This window comes from Sphingomonas beigongshangi, from assembly GCF_016820445.1.
GTDB lineage: Bacteria > Pseudomonadota > Alphaproteobacteria > Sphingomonadales > Sphingomonadaceae > Sphingomonas > Sphingomonas beigongshangi.
Map to the genome: position 1 here is coordinate 634,125 of NZ_JADHDT010000001.1, position 22,536 is coordinate 656,660.

Here is a 22,536-nt window from a genome sequence, read left to right on the forward strand (position 1 = left end):
TCAAAGCAAGGTCGGCTGGTCGCCCCTGGAAGGGGCCGCGGATCTGGAGCGGGCGCGTTCGGCCTTGGGCCGATCGACGGGCGACTCGTCCGACGCGACGACCGTGTCCACGGTTCCATCGCGGAAGCGCACGGTCAACGCGCCTGCGGCACGCGCCGCATCGGCGCTCACCAGCGTCGCGCCTTCCCGCGTGGTAACGCGTGCATAGCCCCGATCGAGCACAGCGTCCGGATTGAGCGACTGTGCGAGCCGCCACGTCGCCTCCAGCCGGTGGCGCGCCCCCTCCCACTGCCGCTGCAGGACCGCAGGACGCAGCGCCCCCCCGTTGCGATCAAGCTGGCCGCGCGCCGCCGCGATCCGCCGCTCCAGCGCGCGGTCGAGCCGCTGCCCTGCGTCGTCGGCGCGCTGCCGCTGCGGACCGAGCAGGGCATCGCGCTTCGGCAGCAGCCGCGCCGTCGCGCCGAGCCGCTCGCGTCCGCGCTCGACGTAGCGGCTTGCGCAACGCAAGGTGCGCGCGGCGTGGCTCTGCACCGTGAGACGCAGGTCGGCGAGCACCGGCACCGCGAGTTCGGCCGCCGCGGTCGGGGTCGGGGCGCGCAGATCGGCGGCATAGTCGCACAGCGTCGTATCCGTCTCGTGCCCGACGGCGGAGATGATCGGGATCGAGCAGGCGGCAACGGCGCGGACGACGACTTCCTCGTTGAAGGCCCACAAATCCTCGATCGAGCCGCCGCCGCGCGCGACGATAACGAGGTCGGGGCGGGGCGGCAGCCCGGAGCCAGCCGGCGACGCCGGCAGCGCGTCGAAGCCGCGGATCGCCGCCGCGACCTCCTCCGCCGCCCCCTGCCCCTGCACCTTCACCGGCCAGACGACGACATGGCTGGGACAGCGGTCCTCAAGCCGATACAGGATGTCGCGGATGACCGCGCCGGTCGGCGAGGTGACGACACCGATCGTGCGGGGCAGATAAGGCAGCCGCTGCTTGCGTGCCGGGTCGAACAGCCCGTCCGCCGCGAGCTGCGCCTTCAGCTTTTCGAACAGCGCCATCAGCGCGCCGGCGCCGGCGAGCTCCATCCGCTCGATGACGATCTGATATTTGGATCGGCCGGGATAGGTGGTGAGCTTCCCCGTCGCGATGACCTCGACGCCGTCCTGCGGCGCAAAGGCGAGGCCGGCCATCTGCCCCTTCCACATCACGCCGTCGATCACGGCGGATTCGTCCTTCAGGCACAGATAGGCGTGGCCGGAAGCGGCGCGCTTGTAACCGGAAATCTCGCCGCGGAGGCGGACATGACCGAACTCGCCCTCCACCATGCGCTTGAGCTTGAAGCTCAGCTCTCCGACGGACAAAGCCAGCGCGTTGTCGCCGGGGCGCTGCTCGGCTAGCAGCCGCGGATCATCATCGAGAAAGGGATCGGGCATGAACGTCCTGTTGGTCGGCTCCGGCGGACGCGAACACGCATTGGCGTGGAGGCTGGCGCAGTCGCCGACCCTCGATACGCTCTATGCGACGCCTGGCAACCCCGGGATCGCCGAGCATGCGACCTGCATCGCGCTCGATACGACGGATCACGCGGCCGTGATCGCCTTTGCCCGCGACCATGCCGTCGACCTTGTCGTGATCGGGCCCGAGGCGCCTTTGGTCGATGGCCTCGGCGATTCCCTGCGCGGCGCGGGCGTCGCGGTGTTCGGGCCGGACAGGGCCGCCGCCCAGCTGGAAGGATCGAAGGGCTTCACCAAGGACCTGTGCCGCCGCGCGAACATCCCGACCGCCGGCTATGTCCGCGTCAACAGCCGCGCCGAGGCGGAGGCTGCGCTGGCGACGACCTTCGGCTATCCCGTCGTCATCAAGGCGGACGGCCTTGCGGCGGGCAAGGGCGTGGTGATCGCCGCCAGCGAGGCGGACGCGACGGAGGCTTTCGACGCAATGTTCGCGCACGGCGACGCACCCGTGGTGCTGGAGGAGTTCCTCGACGGCGAGGAAGCGAGCCTGTTCGTCCTGACCGACGGCACGACGCTGATGCCGTTCGGCAGCGCGCAGGACCACAAGCGCGTCGGCGAGGGCGACACCGGCCCCAACACCGGCGGCATGGGGGCCTATAGTCCCGCTCCCGTCTTGACCCCCGAACTCGAACGGCGAGCGATCGACGAGATCGTCGCGCCGACGGTCGAGGCGATGGCGGCGGACGGCACGCCGTTCAGCGGCGTTCTCTACGCGGGGCTGATGCTGACGTCGACCGGGCCGAAGCTCATCGAGTATAACGCGCGGTTCGGCGACCCCGAATGCCAGGTGCTGATGCTGCGCTTTCGCGGCGACCTGGCGCAGCTGCTGCTCGCGGTCGCGGAGCGGCGCCTCGACCAGGCACCGCCGCCGGCTTTCGTCGAGGACAGCGCGATGACGGTGGTGCTGGCTGCCAGGGGCTATCCCGGCACGCCGGCAGCGGGCGGAGCGATCGCCGGGATCGATTCCGCCGAAGCGACCGGCGCGGTCGTCTTCCAGGCGGGCACGCGCCTCGCGGACGGGCAGTTGGTCGCCGCCGGCGGCCGCGTGCTGGCGGTGACCGCGGCCGGCAGGGACATACGCGCGGCGCGCGATGCCGCCTATCGCGGCGTCGACGCCATCCGTTTCCCCGACGGCTTCTGCCGCCGCGACATCGGCTGGCGGGAACTGGCGCGCTGACGGCACGTCTTGCTCGCGAGCCCATAGGCAGGCGGCGCGACCGCGACTAGGATGACAGGATGAACGACAGCGCCTCCTCGGCCCCGGGCGAAAGCCTGTTGCCCGACACGACCACGCTCTTCACCACCGCGCATCTGACGGTGATCGCGATCTTCGCGATCCTCGTCATCATCGGCCTGATCTGGGGTGCGCGGCTGAAGCACCGCCGCAAGCAAGCCGAGCGCACGATCGAGGCGAGCAATGCGGAAACGGCGCAGATGCCCTTGTCCCCGCCGGCGTCGGTGCCGGAGGAGGGCCGGGAGAGGCGCGCCGCCCCCAGGGCGAGCGCCGAGCCTGCTCCATCCCCGGCGCCGGTCCCCACCGCGCCCGTCCCCACCGCGCCTCCCCCGCCGCCGCTCGACCAGCCTGCCACCGACGCCGCGCCCGTTGCCGCGGCCCCGATCGCGGACGAACCGATCGCGGCCGCCGCGCCGCTCGACGCCGCGCCTCAGGCCGAGGCCGCCTCGGCGCCCGACGCCGGTCCCGCGTCCGACGATCCGGCGGACCGGCCGGTTACCCTGCTGAAAGGGCTCGGACCGAAGGTCGCCGCGCGACTGAGCGAACTCGGCATCACCCGCGTTGGCCAGCTTGCCGTGCTCGACGACGCGGCCGCGGCGCGGCTCGACGCCGATCTGGGCGCGTTCAGCGGCCGGATGGCGCGCGACCGCTGGATCGAGCAGGCCCGCTTCCTGGCGGCGGGCGACGTCAAGGGGTTCGAGGCGATGTTCGGCCGCCTGTGAGCGGCCGAACGGACACGCCGATGATCAAGACCGCCGACGAACTGGCGCTGATGCGCATTTCCGGCCGCCTGCTGGCGTCGGTGTTCGAGATGCTCGACGCACAGCCGCTCGCCGGCCTTTCGACGCTGGCGATCAACGACATGGTCGAACGGTTCATCACCGTCGACCTCGCCGCTCGGCCGGCAAGCAAGGGGCAATATGGCTTCGCCTATGTGCTCAACAGCTCGATCAACAACGTCGTCTGCCACGGCGTGCCTGCGGCCACCGACGTGCTGCGCGACGGCGATATCGTCAATCTGGACATTACGCTCGAGAAGAACGGCTATATCGCCGACTCGAGCAAGACCTATGCGATCGGCACGGTCCCGCCGGCGGCGCGTCGGCTGTTGAGCGTGACGCAGGCGGCGATGTGGAAAGGCATCCATGCGGTACGTCCCGGCGCCCGGCTGGGCGACATCGGCTTTGCGATCGAGAAGCATGCCAAGGCCAACGGCTATTCGGTCGTGCGCGACTATTGCGGCCACGGGATCGGCCGCGAGATGCACGAGGAACCGACGGCATTGCACTTCGGGCGGGCAGGGTCCGGCGCGACGCTGCGCGAGGGCATGACTTTCACGATCGAGCCGATGCTCAACCAGGGCACGCGCCGCGTATCCACCGAGGACGACGGATGGACCGTGGTGACGGGCGACGGCAAGCTCTCCGCGCAGTTCGAGCATACCGTGGCGGTGACCGCGACGGGGGTCGAGGTGCTCACCCTGAGGCGCGACGAGGTGCTGGCGCCGCGCTGACGACGCGTGGCAAGCGCGCCCGCGCTACGCCTCGCTGACCAGCAGCTTGTCGATACGGCGACCGTCGAGATCGACCACCTCGAACCGCCAGCCCTGCTCCTCAAAGCTCTCGCCCTCGCCCGGCAGGTGACGGAAGGCGGCGAGCGCGAGGCCCGCGACCGTGGCATAATCGCGATCCTCTGGCAGATCGATACCGAGCCGCTCTGCCAATGCATCCGCCGCCATCGTGCCCGCGACCAGCAGCGAACCGTCGTCGCGGACGACGACGGACGGCGCCTCGTCCGGATCGGCATCCGACGCGAACTCGCCGGCGATCGCGGCCAGCAGGTCGGACGGCGTGACGATCCCTTCGAAATGGCCATATTCGTCGTGGATCAGCGCCATCGGCACCTCCGCGCGGCGCAGCTCGATCAGCGCGTCCATCGCGTCGATACGGTCGATGACCACCGGCGCCTTGCGCATCAGCTGCGTCAGGTCGAGCGGCGCGCCGCGGAGCAGCGCGCCGGCGATGTCGCGCGCCTGGACCACGCCGACGACCGCGTCGATCGATCCTTCTGCGACGGGAATGCGGCTGTGCGGCGAGACGAGCAGCGCGTCGCGAACCTCGTCCGCGCTGGCGCGGACATCGAGCCAGTCGACTTCGGTGCGGGGCGTCATCACCTCGCGCACCGGCCGGTCGGCGAGGCGGACGACGCCGGAAATGATGGTCCGCTCATGCTCCTCGATGACACCCGACTTCGACGCTTCCGCGACGATCAGGTGCAACTCCTCCGCAGTCACCTGGTCTTCCGATTCGCGATTGAGCCCGATCAGGCGGAAGACGAGCGCGCTCGACGAATCAAGCAGCCAGACGAGCGGCGCGCAGATCACCGCGATCCAGCGCATCGGCACCGCGACCAGCGCCGCGACGACTTCCGGCTTACGGAGCGCGAATTGCTTGGGGACCAGTTCGCCGATGATCAGCGAGGCATAGGTGGTCAGGCCGATGACGAGCGCGAAGCCCAGCGTCTCCGCGCTGTGCTGCGACAGGCCCATCGCCTGCAGCCGCGCCGCGGTGGGGCCGCCCAGGCTGGATCCGGAGTAGGCGCCGGCGAGGATGCCGATCAGCGTGATGCCGATCTGCACGGTCGAGAGGAACTTGCCGGGATCGGCGGCCAGCGCCATCGCGGTGCCTGCCCCCTTGCGGCCTGTGCGGGCCATCGCCTCCAGCCGCGCGCGGCGCGACGAGACGATCGCGAGTTCGCTCATCGCGAACACCCCGTTCAACGCGACGAGCGCGAGGATGATGAGGACGTCGATCCAGGGAAAGGGCGGGAGAGGAGCCATCGGCGTTGTGCCTCTTTGCCCGACAATCGCGGGCGCGACAACCGGTTCGATGAACACGACATAAGTGGGTCGTCGATCAGCACCTGTTCAGATCGCCTGCGGAACAAGCCGCTTCGGACCTTGGTTTCCACCCCATCGCATTCGGAAAGGGAAACGATGAAGCACAAGTTTTTCGCCGCCGCCGCGCTGACCGCGCTGGTCACCACCACGGCCTGCACCACCGATCCGGAAACGGGCCAGCGACGCCTGTCGCCGACCGCGATCGGCGGCATCGGCGGCGCACTGGGCGGCTATGTACTCGGTGACCTTGTCGGCGGGCGCAACGATCGCACCGCCAAGATCCTCGGCGCGGGCATCGGTGGTCTCGCCGGCGCGGGCATCGGCGCATACATGGATCGGCAGGAGCGCGAGCTGCGCGCCCGCACGCAGGGCACCGACGTACAGGTAGTGCGCGAGGGCGACAACCTGCTGCTCAACATCCCGTCGGGAATCACCTTCGCCTATAACAGTGCGACGGTACAGCCGCAGTTCCAGCGCACGCTCGACCAGGTCGCGCAGACGCTGGCGCAATACAATCAGACCTATATCGACGTGTACGGCTTCACCGATTCGACCGGCTCCGACGCCTATAATCAGCAGCTGTCCGAGCGGCGCGCGACCGCCGTCGCCGACTATCTCGCCAGCCGCGGCGTCCAGCCGGCGCGCATCGGTACGCGCGGGTTCGGCGAGAGCAACCCGGTCGCGTCGAACGAGACCGAAGCCGGCCGTGCCGCCAACCGTCGCGTCGAGATCAAGATCGTGCCGATCAACGAGAACGACCTGCGTCGCTGACGCGGGGCATGGGCTCCCTCCCTCCCCCCCCCCGGGGGAGAGGGAGATCAGCGCCGTGCCGCGAAGAAATCCCTCAGCATTGCCGCGGCCTCACTCTCGCCGATGCCCGCATAGATGTCGGGCCGATGGTGGCAGGTCGGCTGCGTGAACAGGCGGGGGCCATGTTCCACGGCGCCCCCCTTGGGGTCCGCGGCCGCATAATAGACGCGACCGATCCGCGCATGCGCGATCGCGCCGGCACACATCGCGCAAGGCTCCAGCGTCACCCAGAGCTCGGCATCCTCCAGCCGCTCCCGCTCGAGCAGCGCGGCGGCCGCCCGGATCACCCGTATCTCCGCATGCGCCGTGGGGTCGTGCAGCGCGCGCGGCGCATTGGCAGCGACAGCGATGATCTCGCCGCGCCACACGAGCGTCGCGCCGACCGGCACCTCGTCCGCCAGGGCGGCCTCCCGCGCGACATCGAGCGCGCGACGCATCGGGGGCGGCAGCGGGAACATCGCCATTGTCTGCCGCCCCGCGCGGCCGGGGTAAAGCCCCGGCCTGCGCGCGCCCTCACTGGGTGTTGGCGGGCTTTTCCACGTTGACCGTCGGGACGGCGACCGTCTTGTTCTCGGTACCGACGCTGACCCGCGCGACGTCCGCCTTGAAGGCGGGCGCCTGCACGACGCCGGGGCGCGTCTGGTCGATGTTGATGAAGCCGAAATACATCAGCGCGATCGCGATCAGCGCGACGATTCCGATGAGGACGAGCAACGTTCGCATGATGGCACCCCTTCCCTGAAATGATTCACCGGCGTAACAACGAGCCCACCGGGACGCGGTTGCATCGCGCTCCAAGTTGCCGGTCCGAGGTTGACGGATCGTCCGTCACCGGTTACCAGCGCCGACTTTCCGGGCAACCGGAACCCAAGGCGAAATTCAGGATCAAAGCGATGTCGCGCATTTGCGAGCTGACCGGCAAGGGCCGGCAGGTGGGTCACAACGTTTCCCACGCCAACAACAAGACCAAGCGGACTTTCCTGCCCAACCTGCAGAACGTCACGCTGATCTCGGACGCGCTCGAGAAGAGCGTGCGCCTGCGCGTGTCGACGCACGGCCTGCGCTCGGTCGAGCACAATGGCGGCCTGGACAACTGGCTGGTGAAGACCAGCGACGACAAGCTGTCGCTGCGTTGCCGCCGCCTGAAGCGCGACATCGTCAAGAAGCTGTCGACCGCCGCCCAGGCGGCCTAAACCGGTCCATCGATGATGGCATCTCCGGCCCGCCGCCCTATCCATGGGCGGCGGGCCGTTGGCGTGTGCGTCACCACGGCCATGCCGGTCCGTTCCGAAGCACCGGCAGCCGCATAAGCGATATGCTTAGCCGTGCGGGGGCGAATCGAGCCGGAACTTGAGCAGCAACGTTCGCTGCAGCACGGACTGATTGTCGTCCGACACGAGCCACAGGATTGTCGCGTCGCCTTCCCGCGTCGCCGCCACGCCTTCGAAATTGTCATGGATCAACGGTGCGTCGAGATGCGCGAGCGTCCGCCCCCGCGCGACCGCGCGCTTGCGGATGTCCGCCGCCGGGACCCGTGCGATCCGGTTGTAGAAATGATAGGGCAGGCGGAAATCCCGCTCCAGGACGATAAGGTCGCCATTGGGCAGCGCCGTCGCATCCGATGGGTCGAACCGTCCTTCCGGCACATAGGCGAGCGTCGCAGCCGGCGCGTGCGCCGTCGGATCGCCGGCGAACAGCTGCGTATCGCGCGTCGCCAGCCGCTCCCTGGGCGTGCCCCACCAACGCCGGAAGGGCACGTGCCCGGTCTCGCTGATCGTCAGGAAGCGACCATCGGGCAGGCGGACGAGTGATTCGGGGCCCCCGTTGACCGGCCAATTGGCCATACGCAGGGGTTCGACATGCGCCTCAGCGCGAGAGAATCCGGGGGCGTAGCGCCAGATCGCATTGTAATTCTCATACCCGACCCAGCTGCGCCCCGTTGCGGGATCGAGCACCATCGATTCGGTATCGCGATCCCGCTTGTCCCAGCCGGTCCCCGGCCCCGCCGGTAGATTGCGAAACGCGATGGCGTGCGGGCGCAAGTCCGCGCCCATGCGGAACATGACGACGTTGCCGCCGTCACTAAGCAAGGTGAACCGATCGCCGACGACGGCAAGTGAGGAATAGCCGCCGAACGCCGGATCGAGGCTGCGCAATTCCACGCCACCCAAATAGGTCAGGCTGCCCAGGCGGACCCGGTTCGGATCGCGCGGATCGAGCGCGACTCGCGTCGCCACGAGCTGGGGATGGTCGCCAAGGAGCGCCAGCCGCGCCTCGCCGGTCCATCCCGGAACCACCGCCAGCACCGCGGCGACGACGAACACAACACGCAGAACCAGCCTCATGGCCTGTCCTCATAGGGGCCGGGCGGCGAGGCGGAAGCCTGAACGCGCAATAACAGCCGCATTCAGGCTCGGCTCAATGCGACTCGGGCAAAAGCGCACCATCGACGACGGATCGTGGCTGCCGGACCGGCTCCCCACCGTCGCCACGGAACAACGGGAGAAGACCCATGCTGAAGACCCTGAGCCTCGCCGCCGCCGCGCTGACCATGACCGCCGGTGCCGTCGTCCCCACCGCGCCCGCCGCCGCGCAGCGCTATTACGGCAACGGTTATTACGATCGCGGCGGCTACGATTATGGCCGGGGCGACCGCGTCTATCGCGGCGACCGCGGCTATTATCGCGACCGCGCCTATCGCCGCTGCAACAGCGGCACGACGGGCACGATCGTCGGCGCGATCGCGGGTGGCCTGCTCGGCCGCACGATCGACACGCGCGGCGACCGCACGCTCGGCACGGTGCTCGGTGCCGGTGCGGGCGCCCTCGCCGGTCGCGCGGTCGAGCGCTCGGATCGGCCCGGCTACTGCCGCTGAGGCGCCGCCAAGAGGTCCCGCGTAGCGTATCGGGATGGGCCGGCTTCCGACGGGAAGCCGGCCCTTTCGCATGCCGGCGTCCGGCCCTGCGGCGCATCTAGCCCGCCGCGCGGTCCCGGGACGCACCCTCGGCATGAAGCCGGCAGGGGCGGTCCCGCCGATCGTCAGTACATATGCTGTCCGCCGTTGATGCTGAGCGTCGATCCGGTCACGAACCCCGCCTCGTCGGAACACAGGAAGGAGACGCCGCGCGCGATCTCGCTCGCCTGGCCCAGGCGACCGACGGGAATGCGCGCGACGATCTTTTCCAGCACGTCGCCCGGCACCGCCGCGACCATGTCCGTATCGATATAGCCCGGTGCGATCGCATTGACCGTGACGCCGAAGCGCGCGCCCTCCTGTGCCAGCGCCTTGGTGAAACCGTGGATGCCCGACTTGGCGGCGGCGTAATTGACCTGGCCATATTGGCCGGCCTGGCCGTTGATCGAACCGATGTTGACGATCCGCCCCCATTTACGGTCGCGCATGCCGGGGAACACCGCCTTGGCCATGTTGAAGCAACCGCCCAGGTTGGTGTCAATCACCTCTTTCCACGCCTGATAGTCCATCTTCAGGATCGTGCCGTCGCGGGTGATGCCCGCATTGTTGACGACGATGTCGACCGGCCCGACCTCGGCCGCCACACGGGCACAGCCGTCCTGGCAGGCATCGTAGTCGGCGACATCCCACTTGTACGCCCTGATCCCGGTGCGTTCGCTGAACGCGTTCGCCCGTTCGTCGTTGCCGGCATAATTGGCGACGACCGTGACGCCGGCCTCCTTCAGCGCAAGGCTGATCGCCTCGCCGATCCCGCGCGTTCCGCCCGTGACGATCGCCACCCGTGCCATATGCATGCCTCTCCTGATGGAAACTCCGGATCGGACGCTACGGCTCCCGCGGAAAACTGGCAATGGAGCACGCACCACTTTGCGCGCGCGAGCAGATACTTGACGTCCTGCCTCAGGCCCAACCCAGCAATTCGCGCGCGATCAGCGCCTGCAGCATCGCGAGCCCGACCGCACTGTCGTTAAGACACGACAGATAGGCGAAATGCGTGCCGCCGCCGCCCTCGAAGCTTTCGCGGCCGCGGATCGCCAGCTCTTCCAGCGTTTCGATGCAATCCGCGGAAAAGCCCGGCGCGACGACCGCGACCTTGCGGACGCCCTTGGCCGGCAGCCCTTCGAGCACCGTGTCGGTCGCGGGCCCCAGCCACTTGGCGCGGCCGAATCGCGACTGGAAGGCGACGATCACCTCGCGCCCCAAAGCCTCGCCGAGCAACCGCGCGGTCTTCTGGCAGTGACAGTGATAGGGGTCGCCCAGTTCCAGCGTCCGCTGCGGCATGCCGTGGAAACTGACGAGCAGGGCGTCGGGCGCGAAGTCGAGCCCCTCCAGCTGCGTTTCCACCGACGCCTTGAGCGCGTCGATATAGGCGGGATCGTCGAAATAGGGCGGCAGGGTCCGTATCGCGGGTTGCCACCGCATGGCGGCGAGCGCGGCGAACGCCTTGTCGTTCGCGGTCGCGGTCGTCGCGGCACAATATTGGGGATAGAGCGGCGCGATCAGGATACGCTCGCAGCCCTGGGCCTTCAGCGCGGCGAGACGGTCCGCGATCGCGGGATTGCCGTAGCGCATGGCCCAATCGACGATCACGTTCGGCCCGAACGCGTCGGCGAGCCTCGCCGCCTGCGCGCGCGTGATCGCGGCGAGCGGCGAGCCGTCCTCGCGCCAGACGAGGCCATAGGCATGCGCACTCTTCTTCGGCCGCGTCGTCAGCACCGCGCCGCGCAGGATCGGCTGCCAGACGAGTTGCGGGATCTCGACGACCCGCCGGTCCGACAGGAACTCCGCCAGATACCGTCTTACCGACGCGGGATCCGGCGCATCCGGCGTACCGAGATTGACGAGCAATACGCCGACCTTGCGCGGCGGAATGGCGGGATGGTCGACGGGCGGGGTCATGATGCGCCGGTTATACGCACCGCGCGCGGCGTTGATCCAGCGTCATGGCCGCAGCGGCAGGCGGCGCCAGCGCCTGCCGGTCGCGGAGAAGAGCGCATTGGCGACCGCGGGCGCGACGGGCGGCACCGCAAGTTCCGCGACGCCGCCGGGATCCTCGTCGGAACGGATCAGCTCGACGTTGATGTCGGGCGCGTCCGCGAGGCGGGGCAGCGACAGGTGACCGATCCGCCGCGCGGTCGCGCGCCCCGCGACGATCCCCGTCGACGCGCCGAGCGCCTGCGCCAAGCCATAGATCAGGCCGCCTTCGATTGCCTGCAGCACCAGATCGGGGTTGACCATCCGCCCGCAATCGACCGCCGCGACCAGCCGGCCGACCCTGACACGCCCGTCCTCCAGCTCGGCCTCGGCCAGGACCGCGACGAAGCTGCCGCGAAAGGCGTGGGCGGCGATCCCCTGCCCGCTGCCTGGCCCGCCGCCGTCCCAGCCGCCCAGCGAGGCGACGGTCGAAAGGCAGCGCGCGAGGCGGGCATCACCCCCCAGCATGCCGATCCGGTAGGACAGCGGTTCACTGTTGGCCGCGCGCGCGAGCTCGTCGACGAAGCTTTCGGTGAAGAAGCAGTTCGCGCCATGCGCGCCGCCGCGGACATGGCCGGTCGGCACGGCGACATCCGCCGGATGATGGTCGATCGCCACGGCGGCGATGCGATACGGCGGCAGCGCTCCCGCCACCGCATAGCGGTCCGCCGTGCCGAGGCCGCCGGCGGTGGCGACGAACCCCGCGGGCAGCAGGCGCGCGGCCAGCGCGCGGCCGGTGGCGGGCGCGGCGACCTTCGCCTGCCAGGCCGCGATCCCGCCGTTGCCGGCGAGCCGCGCCCGCATATGTCCCCGGGCCGGCGGGCGATAGCGATCGTGCGCGATGTCTTCGCCCCGCGACCAGGCGAGGCATACGGGGCGCTTCAGCCGCACGGCGAGAATGGCCGCCTGCTCCGCCACCAGCGCCCCCAGCGTCATGGCCGACGGGCCACCGCCCAGGACCGGATGGACGACGACCTCCCCCTCCGCGAGGCCAGCCGCCTTCGCCGCGGCGGCGCGCGTCACCGCGGGCGCGCCCGTCGGCATCCATATCTCGAGCCGACCGTCGCGATAGGCGGCGGTGGCGCTCGGCGTCTCGAGCGCGGCGTGAAGCCCCAGATCGACCGCATAGTCGGCCTCGATGACACCGCCGCCGTCGAGCAGCTGCCCGATGGTGCCGATCGCACCCAACCGGTGTCCCTTGGCGGCAAGCGCGCCGTCGAGCGCCGCGGCGATGGCGGTATCGTCGACGACCGGCTCCGGGGTCGCGAAACGTGGTTGCATCGCGTCGAGCGCGCGCTCTGCGGCCCACCAGGTCGTCGCGACCGCCGCGACCCAGTGCGGGGTCTCGACGATCGACAGCACCCCGCGGATGCGGTCCGCCGCGGCGCGATCGACCGTCATCAGGCGGCTGTTGCCGATCGGCCCTTGGCGGATCGCGGCATGGACCATGTCTGGCAGACGGATATCGCCGGCGAAGGTCGCGGAGCCGTCGACCTTCGCCGGGGCATCGAGCCGCGGCACCGCCCGTCCGGTGAGTTTGCCGGCGCCCTGCATGCCGAGCGGCAGCGGATCGGGTGGGGTGAACGCAGCCGCCGTCGCCGCCAGTTCCGCGAACCGCAGCCTCTTGTCGCCATGGACGACGAAGCCGCCGGCGACGGTGCAGGCGCTCCACGGCACGTCCCACTTCCTTGCCGCCGCCATGCAGAGAAGCGCGCGAGCTGCCGCCCCGGCCTGGCGGCATCCGTCCTCGAACATCCGGATCGAGGAAGACGCCGCGGTCAGCATCAGCGTCGCCCGCGCGGCGAGCGCCCGGCGCATGACCTCGGGCACGAGATCGAACTGGCCCTCGAAGAGCGAATCGAGCGCGACCGGATTGGCATAGAGGGGATTGAGCGGGGCCGGCTCGATGCCGACCGTGCGCCAATCCGCCCCCAATTCGTCGGCGACCACCTGCGCCAGGGCGGTCCAGCTGCCTTGGCCGTGCTCCAGCTGCGGCACCGCGACGGTAACGTGGCCGTCCTCGCCGATCTTGAGCCACGCGCCGAACCCTGTCTCGCCCGGCGCGGCGGCGAGGTTCGGCCGATAGTGGCGCGGCCACAGGGCCCAGGCGACGACGAGGCCGACCCCGGCCCCGCCCCCGACGATCACCCCGCGCCTGCTGATCCGTGCCATGACGGCGGCTTTATCGGCACGATCGGGGCAGGGGAAGGCGCCCTGCCTCACGTCTTTCAGTTGCGTCTCCGCACAATGGCAAACCGCTGTCTCCGGCAACACCCAGACGTAGCACGATGCATGCATTGCACCGGACGAAGGGCGCCGACATTTCCGGAATGTTTTATCCCAGCCTCAGCCTGCCAGGATCACATCTCCTCGGGCTCCAGAGGGTCGCAGAGCTCGATTGCTCAATGAACATCGGAAGATAGTATTATGGCATGCCGACATACGCCCTGTGGAGCATCGCCGCGCTGATCGCTGGCATCTATTGTATCGTCAAAGCGATCGCGGACATGCGCGCGCAACGATACGGCTGGGGCATCGTCGGCCTGCTCAGCGCAATCGTCTTCCTTACCACGCCAGTCCAGACTCACGCGGTGAAGATCGACCTGCCTGCCGCGAGATACTGAAGCCCGAGCGCCCAGGCTCACCCCGCCGCCGCAAGCGCGCGGTACGTGTTGCGCAGGCTGACCTTGTCGATCTTTTCCGTCCCCAGCCGCGGCAGGGCGACGGCACTGAACCAGAGCCGCGCGGGGATCTTGAAGGCGGCGATATGCTCCGCGAGGAAGGCCCTCAGCGCCGCTTCGTCCACCCCTCCCCCATCACGCAGATGAACGACCGCGCCGGGCACTTCGCCATAGCGTTCGTCCGCGAGGCCGAAGACCGCGGCCTCCGCGACCGCCGGATGCGCGTAGAGCGCGGCCTCCACCTCCTGGCAGGATATGTTCTCGCCACCGCGGATGACGATGTCCTTGGCGCGGTCCACGATGAACAGATAGCCGTCGGCGTCGAGGTAGCCGATGTCTCCCGTGCGGAAGAAACCGTCGGCGGTAATGCACGCGGCGGTCGCCTCCGCATTGTTCCAATAGCCGCGGAAGTTGCAGATCGAGCGGATCGCGATCTCGCCGCGCGCCCCCTGCTCCATCGGCGCGCCGGCCTCGTCGAGAATCGCGATCTCGACCAGCGGCGCCGACGCGCGACCGGTGCTCGCGGGCTTGGCGAGATAGTTACTGCGCCAATTGCCCGCGCCGACCGCGTTCGTCTCCGTCAGGCCATAGCCGATCAGCGGCGCGCCGCCGCCCATTTCCGCCTGGATCCGCCGGACATGCTCTTCGGGACGCGGTGCGCCGCCGGCGGCGAAATCGGTGACGCTGCTGAGGTCGAACTGCGCACGATCGGGATGCGTCAGCATCTCGAAGCTCATCAACGGCACGCCGACGAAATAGGTCACCCGTTCCGCCTCGATCAGCCGCATCGCCTCGCGTGCGTCCCATTTGGGCATCAGCACCAGCTTGCGCCCGATCGCGAAGCTCTGCAGCAGCACCGCGACCTGCGCGGTGACGTGGAACAGCGGCAACGTCAGCAGCGTCGCGTGCGGCAGCGTGGGCGGATTGCCGTCGGCCGTGGCGAGGCTCAGCATCATCAGCGCCTGTGCGAGGAAACTGAAGGTGCCCTGGACCACCGCGCGGTGATCCGACACCGCGCCCTTCGACTTGCCGGTCGACCCGGACGTGAACAGGATCGTCGCATCGTCCTGCGCGCCGATCGCGGGAAGCGTCGCCTCGGCCGCGTCGCGCGCGATCACCGGGGCGAGCGCTTCGGCGAGCGGCAGCGTGTCCTCGATCGTCACGACGGGCGGCCTGACGCCCCTGGCAGCGAGCAGTCGCTGCGCGCGGGGCCCGTCGGCAAAGACGAGGGCGCAATCGACGTCGGCGATCGCCGCCGCGAGCTCCTCCGTCTGCCACCAGCCGTTGAGCAGCGTCGCCACGCCGCCCGCCATGAGGATGCCCATGTAGAGCACGATCCACGACGGCGAGTTGCGCATCGCGATCCCGACCCGGTCGCCCTTGGCGATGCCATAGCCGGCGACGAGCGCACGGGCGACGCGGGTCGCGGCGGCATGGGTCTCTGCGAAGCTCAGCCGCTCCGTGCCCGCGACGATCAGGGGCTTGTCGGCATGTTCGGCACAATAATGCGCGAAATAGAGCGGCAGCGTCGGCGGGGCGGCGGCGATGACGGGTAACTCGCGCCCGAATTTGCGGACATGGTCGAGGGCGAGCATCCCGCCCGGTGCCGTCAACGCCGCCATCGTCGCGTCCATGCGCTGGTCGAGTTCGGTACGCATACACCTCTCCGCTTGGTCTTGTGCCTTTGCCCCACTATGCAGGCGGCTCATCCCTGGGGGAAGCCCGTGATCCTGCCTATCCTCGCCGCCGCCGCACCCGCGACCGGTCATATCCGCTTCGACGACCTGGGGTTGCACCCCGACATCTTCTCGATCGGCTTCTTCACGCTGCGCTGGTACAGCCTGGCCTATATCACCGGCATCCTCGTCGGCTGGTGGTATCTGCTGCGACTGATCGCCGCGCCGGGCGCGCCGATGGCGCGGCGCCACGCCGACGATCTGGTCTTCTACGCGACGCTGGGCATCATCCTGGGCGGACGTATCGGCTATGTACTGTTCTACGCGCCGGAGATGATCCTGCACCCGATCCGCATCCTCAGGCTGTGGGACGGCGGCATGAGCTTCCACGGCGGGGTGATCGGCACGTCGATCGGACTGATCCTGTTCGCCCGCAAGCATGGGCTGAACTGGCTGCGCGTCCACGACTATATCGCCTGCTGCGTGCCCTTCGGCCTCTTCTTCGGCCGGCTCGCCAATTTCGTGAACGGGGAATTGTGGGGCAAGCCCGCCAACGTCCCCTGGGCGATCGTCTTCGACCGCACCGTTCCCTATGGCGTGCCCGAACCGGCGCGCCACCCCAGCCAGCTCTACGAGGCGGGGCTGGAGGGCATATTGCTGTTCGCCATCCTCTGGTTCGCCTTCTGGAAGACCAAGGCGCGCTACCAGCCGGGCCGGCTCGTCGGCCTGTTCGTGCTGGGCTACGGCATCGCGCGATTCATCGTCGAATTCTTCCGCGAACCCGATGCGCAGTTCCGCGGCACGTTCATCGAGGCGACGGGCATCCACATGGGCCAGTGGCTGTGCGTGCCGATGATCGCGGGCGGCCTCTACCTCATCCTCACCGCGCCCAAGCGCCGCGTGCGCGTGGAGCCGACCTGGGGCACGGAGAGCGTGGCGTAACGGCGCGCCCCCGCAGCTGACGCCCGTCTTCCCCGCCTTGCGGGGAGGACGGCAGTCGAATGGACGGCATCCGCAATGCCACATCGGGCTTGCACACGCCTGCCCGCGCCTGCATCTCCGCCGTCGTGACGCAATCCCCCGACCCTGCCCCCGGCGACGGGCCCCTGCCCGACCGACTCGCCCGTGCGATCACCCTTGCCGGCCCGATGCCGGTGTCGCAGTTCATGGCCGCCGCCAATGCGCATTATTATGCGACGCGCGATCCGCTCGGCGCGGGCGGCGACTTCGTCACCGCGCCCGAGATCAGCCAGATGTTCGGCGAGCTGATCGGCCTGTGGTGCGCCGACCTGTGGGACCGCGCGGGACGCCCCGACGTCGCCTGGGTCGAACTCGGGCCCGGGCGCGGTACGCTGGCGGCCGATGCGCGCCGGGCGATGGCGAAGGCGGGCCTTTCCCCGCCCGTGCATTTCATCGAGACCAGCCCGAGGCTGCGGGCCGCCCAGGCGGAGCGGGTGCCCGATGCGACATGGCACGACGGCGTCGACACGCTGCCGGCGGACGTCGCGCTGATCGTCGTCGCCAACGAATTCTTCGACGCGCTGCCGATCCGCCAGCTGATCCGCCGGTCCGACGGCTGGCACGAGCGGCTGGTCGCATGCCAGGACACATTGTTCCTGCCCATCGCAGGCAAGCCGGTGCCCGCGGACGTCCTGCCGGACCCGCTGCGCGACGCGCCGGCGGGATCGATCCTGGAAACGTCGCCGGCCGGCGTCGCGGTGATGCGCGCGCTCGCGTCGCGGATCGCGCGCCAGGGCGGAGGCCTGCTTGCGGTCGACTATGGCTATGAGGGCCCCGCGCTCGGCGGCACGCTGCAGGCGGTGCGCGGCCATGGCTTCGCCAACCCGTTCGAGACGCCGGGCGAAGTGGACCTGTCCGCGCATGTCGACTTCGCCACGCTCGCCGCGGCGGCGCAGGGCGCGGGTGCGGTCGCCTGGGGACCGATCAGCCAGCGCGACCTGCTCGGCCAGCTCGGGATCGACGCGCGGACCACGGCGCTGATCCGCGCCGCGCCGGATCGCGAGACGCAGCTGCTGGCCGATCGCAACCGTTTGATGGCGGACATGGGCGAACTATTCCGCGCGCTGGCGCTGACGCATCGCGACTGGCCTGCCCCCGCGGGGTTCGGCGCATGACCGCGACGCTCCGCCCCGCGACCGAGCGCGACGCGCTGGCGATCGCGACGCTGATGCGCGAGAGCTTCACGGCAACGTTCGGTCATCTCTATGCGCCGGAGGATCTGGCGACCTTCCTCGACGGGCTGACGCTGGATCGCTGGCGCGCCGAGATCGCCGACCCCGATTTCGCGTTCCTGCTCGCCTGTGAAGGCGACAGGCTGGTCGGCTTCGCCAAGCTCGGCCCCCGATCGCTGCCGGTCGACCCGGCCGGGCCGATGATCGAACTGCGGCAGCTGTATCTCGCCGCCGACCAGCATGGCAGCGGTCTGGCGCAGGCGATGATGGACTGGGTGATCGCCACCGCGCGCCAGCGGGGCGCGGCCGAACTGTTCCTGTCCGTCTATGTCGACAACCATCGCGCGCGCCGCTTCTATGAACGCCACGGCTTCGAGCGGATCGGCCGCTACGACTTCATGGTCGGCAATCACCGCGACGAGGACGATCTGATGCGACTGGCCCTATGAACCTCGACGCACGCCCAGAGGTGATCCGCGCGGGCACGTTCGGCAGTCTGCCGCACGGCTTCCTCGGTCGGCGCGGTGGCGTGTCGCACGGGCTCGTGGCGGGGCTGAACGTCGGCCTCGGTTCGGCGGACGATCCCGCGGCGGTCGCGGAGAACCGGCGGCGCGCGGCCGCGGCGGTCCTGTCCGACGCCGCGCTCGTCACCCCGTATCAGATCCACTCGGCCGATGTCGTGACGGTCACGACGCCCTGGACCGATGAGGCACGGCCGCACGCCGACGCGCTCGTCACCGACCGGCCGGGCCTGCTGCTCGGCATCCTCACCGCCGATTGCGCGCCCGTGCTGTTCGCGGATGCAGAGGCCGGCGTCGTCGGCGCGGCGCATGCCGGATGGAAGGGCGCGCTGGCGGGGGTCACCGACGCGACGCTGGCGGCGATGGAGGCGCTGGGTGCGGCCCGGTCGCGCATCGTCGCAGCGATCGGACCGTGTATCGCGCGCGTGAGCTACGAGGTCGACGGCGGCTTCGTGGCACGGTTCGCGGCCGCCGATCCGGCAAACGAGCGCTTCTTCGCCGACGGCCGCGCGGGCCATTACCAGTTCGATCTCGAAGCCTATGTCGCGCATCGGCTCGCCGAAGCGGGCATCGCGCGCGTCACGGCGCTGGGACTCGACACCTATGCCGACGCGGACCAATTCTTCAGCTATCGCCGGGCGACCCATCGGCGCGAGGCGGATTACGGGCGGCAGATCAGCCTGATAGGCTTGGCACGCTAAGACGCCGCGGCATGCCGGCGGTCGCGCCCATCCGCGCGTCAGCCGCAAACTGGTATCCCCGGTTACGATCCGGCGCTATGCCCAGCGCATAACCAGGAGACCACGATGCCCGACCGCGAGACCGAAGCCGAACTGACCGGCGTTCCCGCACCCGACACCGGCACGAGCACGCCCAAGACGATCGCCGGGCGCAAGCTGAAGCCGTCGACGCTGATGATGGGTCATGGCTTCGACCCGGCCCTGTCGGAGGGATCGCTGAAGCCGCCGATCTTCCTTACCTCGACCTTCGTCTTCCCCAACGCCGCTGCGGGCAAGCGCCATTTCGAGGGCGTGACGGGCAAGCGGCCGGGCGGCGCGGAGGGCCTCGTCTACTCGCGCTTCAACGGCCCCAACCAGGAGATCCTCGAGGATCGCCTGTCGGTGTGGGAGGAGGCGGAGGACGCGCTCGCCTTCTCCAGCGGCATGTCGGCGATCGCGACGCTGTTCCTGTCGATGGTCAAGCCCGGCGATACGATCGTCCATTCGGGTCCGCTCTACGCTGCGACCGAGACGCTGATCGCGCGCATTCTCGGCCGCTTCGGCGTCCACTGGCTCGATTTCCCCGCCGGTGCGACCCGCGCGGAGATCGACGCGGTGCTGTCCAAGGCGGCGAGCGGCAACGTCGCGCTCATCTATCTGGAAAGCCCGGCCAACCCGACGAACGCCCTGGTCGACGTCGAGGCGGTACGCGCGAGCCGCGACGCGATCTTCGCGAACAGCCCGTCCAAGCCGCCGATCGCGATCGACAACACCTTCCTCGGCCCGCTCTGGTCGAAGCCGCTGCAGCATGGCGCGGACATCGTCGTCTACAGCCTGACCAAATATGCCGGTGGACATTCCGACCTCGTCGCGGGCGGCGTCCTGGGCACGAAGGAGCACATCAACACGATCCGCGCGATGCGCAACACGATCGGCACGATCTGCGACCCCAACACCGCCTGGATGCTGCTGCGCAGCCTCGAGACACTGGAGCTGCGGATGAGCCGGGCAGGCGAGAATGCCGCCAAGGTTTGCGCCTTCCTGCGCGAACATCCCAAGGTGGAGAGCATGGGCTATCTGGGCTTCATCGACGATGCGCGGCAGAAGGACATCTACGATCGCCACTGCACGGGCGCGGGGTCGACCTTCTCACTGCTGGTCAAGGGCGGCGAGGCGGAAGCGTTCCGCTTCCTCGACGCGCTGAAGATCGCCAAGCTGGCGGTCAGCCTGGGCGGCACAGAGACGCTGGCGAGCCATCCGGCGGCGATGACGCACCTGTCGGTGCCCGAGGCACGCAAGAAGGCGCTCGGCATCACCGACAATCTGGTGCGCATCTCGATCGGCGTCGAGGACGCGGACGATCTGATCGCCGATTTCGACCAGGCGCTCGCGGCGATCTGATCCGCCGATGCCGATCTTCACCGCCATCCCGCACGACGCCTTCGTCGCCGATGTCCACGCGCTGGCCGGCGCGATCGCGGCGGATGCGGGGTGGCGGCCCGACTATCTGGTCGGCATCGGCCGCGGCGGCCTGGTGCCGGCGGTCTATCTGAGCCACGCCACCGGGGTGCCGATGGTATCGTGCGACCAGTCGAGCGGCGCGATCGACCTTGTAGGCGCGACGCTGGCCCGGCTCGCGCAATGGGCGGCGGCGGGCAAACGCCTGCTGTTCGTCGACGACATCAACGATTCCGGACGGACGATCGCACAGCTGCGCGGCGCGCTCTCGGACGCGGGCGCGCCGGACGACCTGTTCCGCTTCGCCACGCTGATCGACAACGAGAGATCGGCGGAGCACGTCGACTATCGCGCGCGGACGATCGACCGGCGGGTGACGAAGGACTGGTTCGTCTTCCCGTGGGAAGCCGTCGCACCGCAGGCCGCGATCGAGGAGGATGCCGCCGAGGTGCCGGACCGGATCGCCTGATCGGGGTCGACGCGGCAGGCGGCGGTCGCTCCCTCAGCCGTCGCTGACGCGCTCGATGTCGGCACCGACGGCCGACAGTTTCTCTTCCAGCCGCTCGTAGCCGCGATCGAGGTGATAGACGCGGGCGACGGCCGTCTCGCCTTCCGCGACGAGGCCGGCCAGGATCAGGCTCATCGACGCGCGCAGGTCGGTCGCCATCACCGGCGCGCCGGCCAGGCGCGTCCTGCCCTTCACCACCGCGGTACGGCCATGGACTTGGATGTCGGCCCCCATCCGCGCGAGCTCGGGCACGTGCATGTAGCGGTTCTCGAAGATCGTCTCGGTCAGCACGCTGGCGCCTTCGGCCTGCGTCAGCATCGCCATGAACTGCGCCTGCATGTCCGTCGCGAAGCCCGGGAAGGGCGCGGTCGACAGCGTCACGGGGCCAAGCGGCGCGTCGGCGGCGACCTTGAGCCCGTCGCGCGTCTCCGTCACCGTCACGCCCGCCTCGCGCAGCGCGTCGATCGTCGCCTGCATGTCCGCCGCGCGCGCGCCGACCAGTTCCAGTTCGCCGCCGGTGATCGCCGCTGCGCAGGCATAGCTGCCCGCCTCGATCCGGTCGGGCATGACCGCATAGGTGGCGCCGTGCAGGCGATCGACGCCCTCGATCTCCAGCGTCTCCGTACCGATCCCGTCGATCCGCGCCCCCATGGCGACGAGCAGGTTGCACAGGTCGACGATCTCGGGCTCGCGCGCCGCATTCTCGATCACGCTGGTGCCGCGCGCCGTGGCCGCCGCCATCAGCACGTTCTCGGTCGCGCCGACCGAGACGACGGGGAATCGATAACGACCACCCGACAGCCGGCCGCCGGGGGCGGTCGCGGTGACATAGCCCGCCGCCATCTCCAGCTCCGCGCCGATCGCCTCCAGCGCCTTCAGGTGCAGATCGATCGGACGGTTGCCGATCGCGCAGCCGCCGGGCAGCGACACGCGCGCCTGGCCCGCCCGCGCCAGCACCGGCCCGAGCACGAGGATCGACGCGCGCATCTTGCGCACGATGTCGTAGGGCGCCTCCGTGCTGGTCAGCATGCCGGCACGAATCGTCATGACGCGGCCGAAATCCTCGGGCCGCGTCCCCTGGATCGCGGTGGACGCGCCGAGCTGGTTGAGCAGATGGCCGAAGCCGTCGACGTCCGCCAATCGCGGCAGGTTGCGCAACGTCACCGGCTCGTCGGTCAGCAACGCGCAGGGCATGAGGGTCAGCGCGGCGTTCTTGGCGCCGGAAATGGGCAGGCGGCCGGACAGGCGGTGGCCGCCGCGGATCAGGATACGGTCCATGACGCGAGCGTCTAGGATCATATCCGGTGATCGGCAATGGCTGCATCCGTAACGACCCTTGATCGATTTTAATGCAGCAATCCTGATGCTTTGCTTTGTGCCCGCTTCA

Annotated in this window: 23 protein-coding genes; 13 read left to right on the forward strand and 10 right to left on the reverse strand. The window is 69.5% G+C overall.

The features are described from left to right. The gene (gene xseA / locus IQ292_RS02820) at positions 1 to 1,422 is read right to left on the reverse strand and encodes an exodeoxyribonuclease VII large subunit (RefSeq protein ID WP_203308768.1); all 1,422 of its coding nucleotides are present in this window, start codon (positions 1,420 to 1,422) and stop codon (positions 1 to 3) included. Here xseA and purD point away from each other — a divergent pair. The 3 genes from purD to map are packed head-to-tail and all read left to right on the forward strand — an operon-like array spanning position 1,421 to position 4,250. Beyond that, positions 1,421 to 2,680: a phosphoribosylamine--glycine ligase gene (gene purD / locus IQ292_RS02825; RefSeq protein ID WP_203308769.1), complete on the forward strand. Its 1,260-nt coding sequence runs from the start codon at positions 1,421 to 1,423 to the stop codon at positions 2,678 to 2,680. The genes xseA and purD overlap by 2 nt on opposite strands. Positions 2,681 to 2,739: 59 nt before the next feature. Beyond that, complete coding sequence (locus IQ292_RS02830; RefSeq protein WP_203308770.1) at positions 2,740 to 3,459, forward strand: hypothetical protein; 720 nt, start codon at positions 2,740 to 2,742, stop codon at positions 3,457 to 3,459. Between the two features lie 20 nt (positions 3,460 to 3,479). After that, positions 3,480 to 4,250 carry a type I methionyl aminopeptidase gene (gene map, locus IQ292_RS02835; RefSeq protein WP_203308771.1) on the forward strand — a complete coding sequence of 257 codons (771 nt, stop codon included), beginning with the start codon at positions 3,480 to 3,482 and terminating at the stop codon, positions 4,248 to 4,250. A gap of 24 nt (positions 4,251 to 4,274) precedes the next feature. Here the strand turns inward: map and IQ292_RS02840 are convergent, their stop codons facing one another. Beyond that, on the reverse strand, positions 4,275 to 5,576 hold the full coding sequence (locus IQ292_RS02840) for a hemolysin family protein (protein WP_203308772.1): 1,302 nt from the start codon (positions 5,574 to 5,576) through the stop codon (positions 4,275 to 4,277). A 156-nt stretch (positions 5,577 to 5,732) separates the two neighbouring features. Here IQ292_RS02840 and IQ292_RS02845 point away from each other — a divergent pair, with 156 nt between their 5' ends. Next, positions 5,733 to 6,407: a YiaD family glycine zipper/OmpA-like lipoprotein gene (locus IQ292_RS02845; protein WP_203308773.1), complete on the forward strand. Its 675-nt coding sequence runs from the start codon at positions 5,733 to 5,735 to the stop codon at positions 6,405 to 6,407. Positions 6,408 to 6,454: 47 nt separating this feature from the next. Here the strand turns inward: IQ292_RS02845 and IQ292_RS02850 are convergent, their stop codons facing one another. Both IQ292_RS02850 and IQ292_RS02855 read right to left on the reverse strand, forming a co-directional pair. Continuing rightward, positions 6,455 to 6,883, reverse strand: a complete 429-nt coding sequence (locus IQ292_RS02850) for a nucleoside deaminase (protein ID WP_203308877.1) — start codon at positions 6,881 to 6,883, stop codon at positions 6,455 to 6,457. A gap of 76 nt (positions 6,884 to 6,959) precedes the next feature. Next, positions 6,960 to 7,169 carry a hypothetical protein gene (locus tag IQ292_RS02855; protein WP_203308774.1) on the reverse strand — a complete coding sequence of 70 codons (210 nt, stop codon included), beginning with the start codon at positions 7,167 to 7,169 and terminating at the stop codon, positions 6,960 to 6,962. Between the two features lie 170 nt (positions 7,170 to 7,339). Between IQ292_RS02855 and rpmB the strand changes: the two genes are divergently transcribed. Then, positions 7,340 to 7,639 (forward strand): 50S ribosomal protein L28, encoded by a 300-nt coding sequence (gene rpmB / locus IQ292_RS02860; protein WP_203308775.1) that lies wholly within the window; start codon positions 7,340 to 7,342, stop codon positions 7,637 to 7,639. A 126-nt stretch (positions 7,640 to 7,765) separates the two neighbouring features. On the opposite strand, the gene IQ292_RS02865 is transcribed toward rpmB, so the two are convergent. Beyond that, the gene (locus IQ292_RS02865; RefSeq protein ID WP_238940726.1) at positions 7,766 to 8,791 is read right to left on the reverse strand and encodes an esterase-like activity of phytase family protein; all 1,026 of its coding nucleotides are present in this window, start codon (positions 8,789 to 8,791) and stop codon (positions 7,766 to 7,768) included. Between the two features lie 167 nt (positions 8,792 to 8,958). Here IQ292_RS02865 and IQ292_RS02870 point away from each other — a divergent pair, with 167 nt between their 5' ends. Then, a complete protein-coding gene (locus IQ292_RS02870) occupies positions 8,959 to 9,321 on the forward strand; it encodes a glycine zipper 2TM domain-containing protein (RefSeq protein WP_203308776.1) in 363 nt (120 codons plus the stop codon). A gap of 164 nt (positions 9,322 to 9,485) precedes the next feature. Here IQ292_RS02870 and phbB read toward each other — a convergent pair whose 3' ends face one another. The 3 genes from phbB to IQ292_RS02885 all read right to left on the reverse strand — a co-directional run bounded on the left by phbB (position 9,486) and on the right by IQ292_RS02885 (position 13,566). Then, the gene (gene phbB, locus IQ292_RS02875; RefSeq protein WP_203308879.1) at positions 9,486 to 10,208 is read right to left on the reverse strand and encodes an acetoacetyl-CoA reductase; all 723 of its coding nucleotides are present in this window, start codon (positions 10,206 to 10,208) and stop codon (positions 9,486 to 9,488) included. Positions 10,209 to 10,320: 112 nt separating this feature from the next. Further along, positions 10,321 to 11,319, reverse strand: coding sequence for a ferrochelatase (gene hemH / locus IQ292_RS02880; RefSeq protein ID WP_203308777.1), 999 nt, complete (start codon positions 11,317 to 11,319; stop codon positions 10,321 to 10,323). A gap of 42 nt (positions 11,320 to 11,361) precedes the next feature. Continuing rightward, on the reverse strand, positions 11,362 to 13,566 hold the full coding sequence (locus IQ292_RS02885; protein WP_203308778.1) for a molybdopterin cofactor-binding domain-containing protein: 2,205 nt from the start codon (positions 13,564 to 13,566) through the stop codon (positions 11,362 to 11,364). Between the two features lie 260 nt (positions 13,567 to 13,826). On the opposite strand from IQ292_RS02885, the gene IQ292_RS02890 reads away from it, so the two are divergent. Next, a complete protein-coding gene (locus IQ292_RS02890) occupies positions 13,827 to 14,018 on the forward strand; it encodes a hypothetical protein (RefSeq protein ID WP_203308779.1) in 192 nt (63 codons plus the stop codon). 17 nt (positions 14,019 to 14,035) lie between these two features. On the opposite strand, the gene IQ292_RS02895 is transcribed toward IQ292_RS02890, so the two are convergent. Further along, the gene (locus tag IQ292_RS02895; protein ID WP_203308780.1) at positions 14,036 to 15,733 is read right to left on the reverse strand and encodes a class I adenylate-forming enzyme family protein; all 1,698 of its coding nucleotides are present in this window, start codon (positions 15,731 to 15,733) and stop codon (positions 14,036 to 14,038) included. Positions 15,734 to 15,799: 66 nt separating this feature from the next. Between IQ292_RS02895 and lgt the strand changes: the two genes are divergently transcribed. The 6 genes from lgt (at position 15,800) to IQ292_RS02925 (ending at position 21,110) form a co-directional block, all read left to right on the forward strand. Then, on the forward strand, positions 15,800 to 16,693 hold the full coding sequence (gene lgt, locus IQ292_RS02900; RefSeq protein ID WP_338057572.1) for a prolipoprotein diacylglyceryl transferase: 894 nt from the start codon (positions 15,800 to 15,802) through the stop codon (positions 16,691 to 16,693). Positions 16,694 to 16,899: 206 nt separating this feature from the next. Next, a complete protein-coding gene (locus IQ292_RS02905) occupies positions 16,900 to 17,886 on the forward strand; it encodes a class I SAM-dependent methyltransferase (RefSeq protein WP_238940775.1) in 987 nt (328 codons plus the stop codon). After that, complete coding sequence (locus tag IQ292_RS02910; RefSeq protein ID WP_203308783.1) at positions 17,883 to 18,392, forward strand: GNAT family N-acetyltransferase; 510 nt, start codon at positions 17,883 to 17,885, stop codon at positions 18,390 to 18,392. The genes IQ292_RS02905 and IQ292_RS02910 overlap by 4 nt, the downstream gene beginning before the upstream one ends. Next, the gene (gene pgeF, locus IQ292_RS02915; RefSeq protein ID WP_203308784.1) at positions 18,389 to 19,165 is read left to right on the forward strand and encodes a peptidoglycan editing factor PgeF; all 777 of its coding nucleotides are present in this window, start codon (positions 18,389 to 18,391) and stop codon (positions 19,163 to 19,165) included. Before IQ292_RS02910 ends, pgeF begins: the two co-directional genes overlap by 4 nt. Before the next feature lie 105 nt (positions 19,166 to 19,270). Further along, positions 19,271 to 20,584, forward strand: coding sequence for a cystathionine gamma-synthase family protein (locus IQ292_RS02920; protein WP_203308785.1), 1,314 nt, complete (start codon positions 19,271 to 19,273; stop codon positions 20,582 to 20,584). A gap of 7 nt (positions 20,585 to 20,591) precedes the next feature. Further along, the gene (locus IQ292_RS02925) at positions 20,592 to 21,110 is read left to right on the forward strand and encodes a phosphoribosyltransferase (protein WP_203308786.1); all 519 of its coding nucleotides are present in this window, start codon (positions 20,592 to 20,594) and stop codon (positions 21,108 to 21,110) included. 33 nt (positions 21,111 to 21,143) lie between these two features. Here the strand turns inward: IQ292_RS02925 and murA are convergent, their stop codons facing one another. After that, positions 21,144 to 22,427 carry a UDP-N-acetylglucosamine 1-carboxyvinyltransferase gene (gene murA / locus IQ292_RS02930; protein WP_203308880.1) on the reverse strand — a complete coding sequence of 428 codons (1,284 nt, stop codon included), beginning with the start codon at positions 22,425 to 22,427 and terminating at the stop codon, positions 21,144 to 21,146. Positions 22,428 to 22,536: the final 109 nt, after the last annotated feature.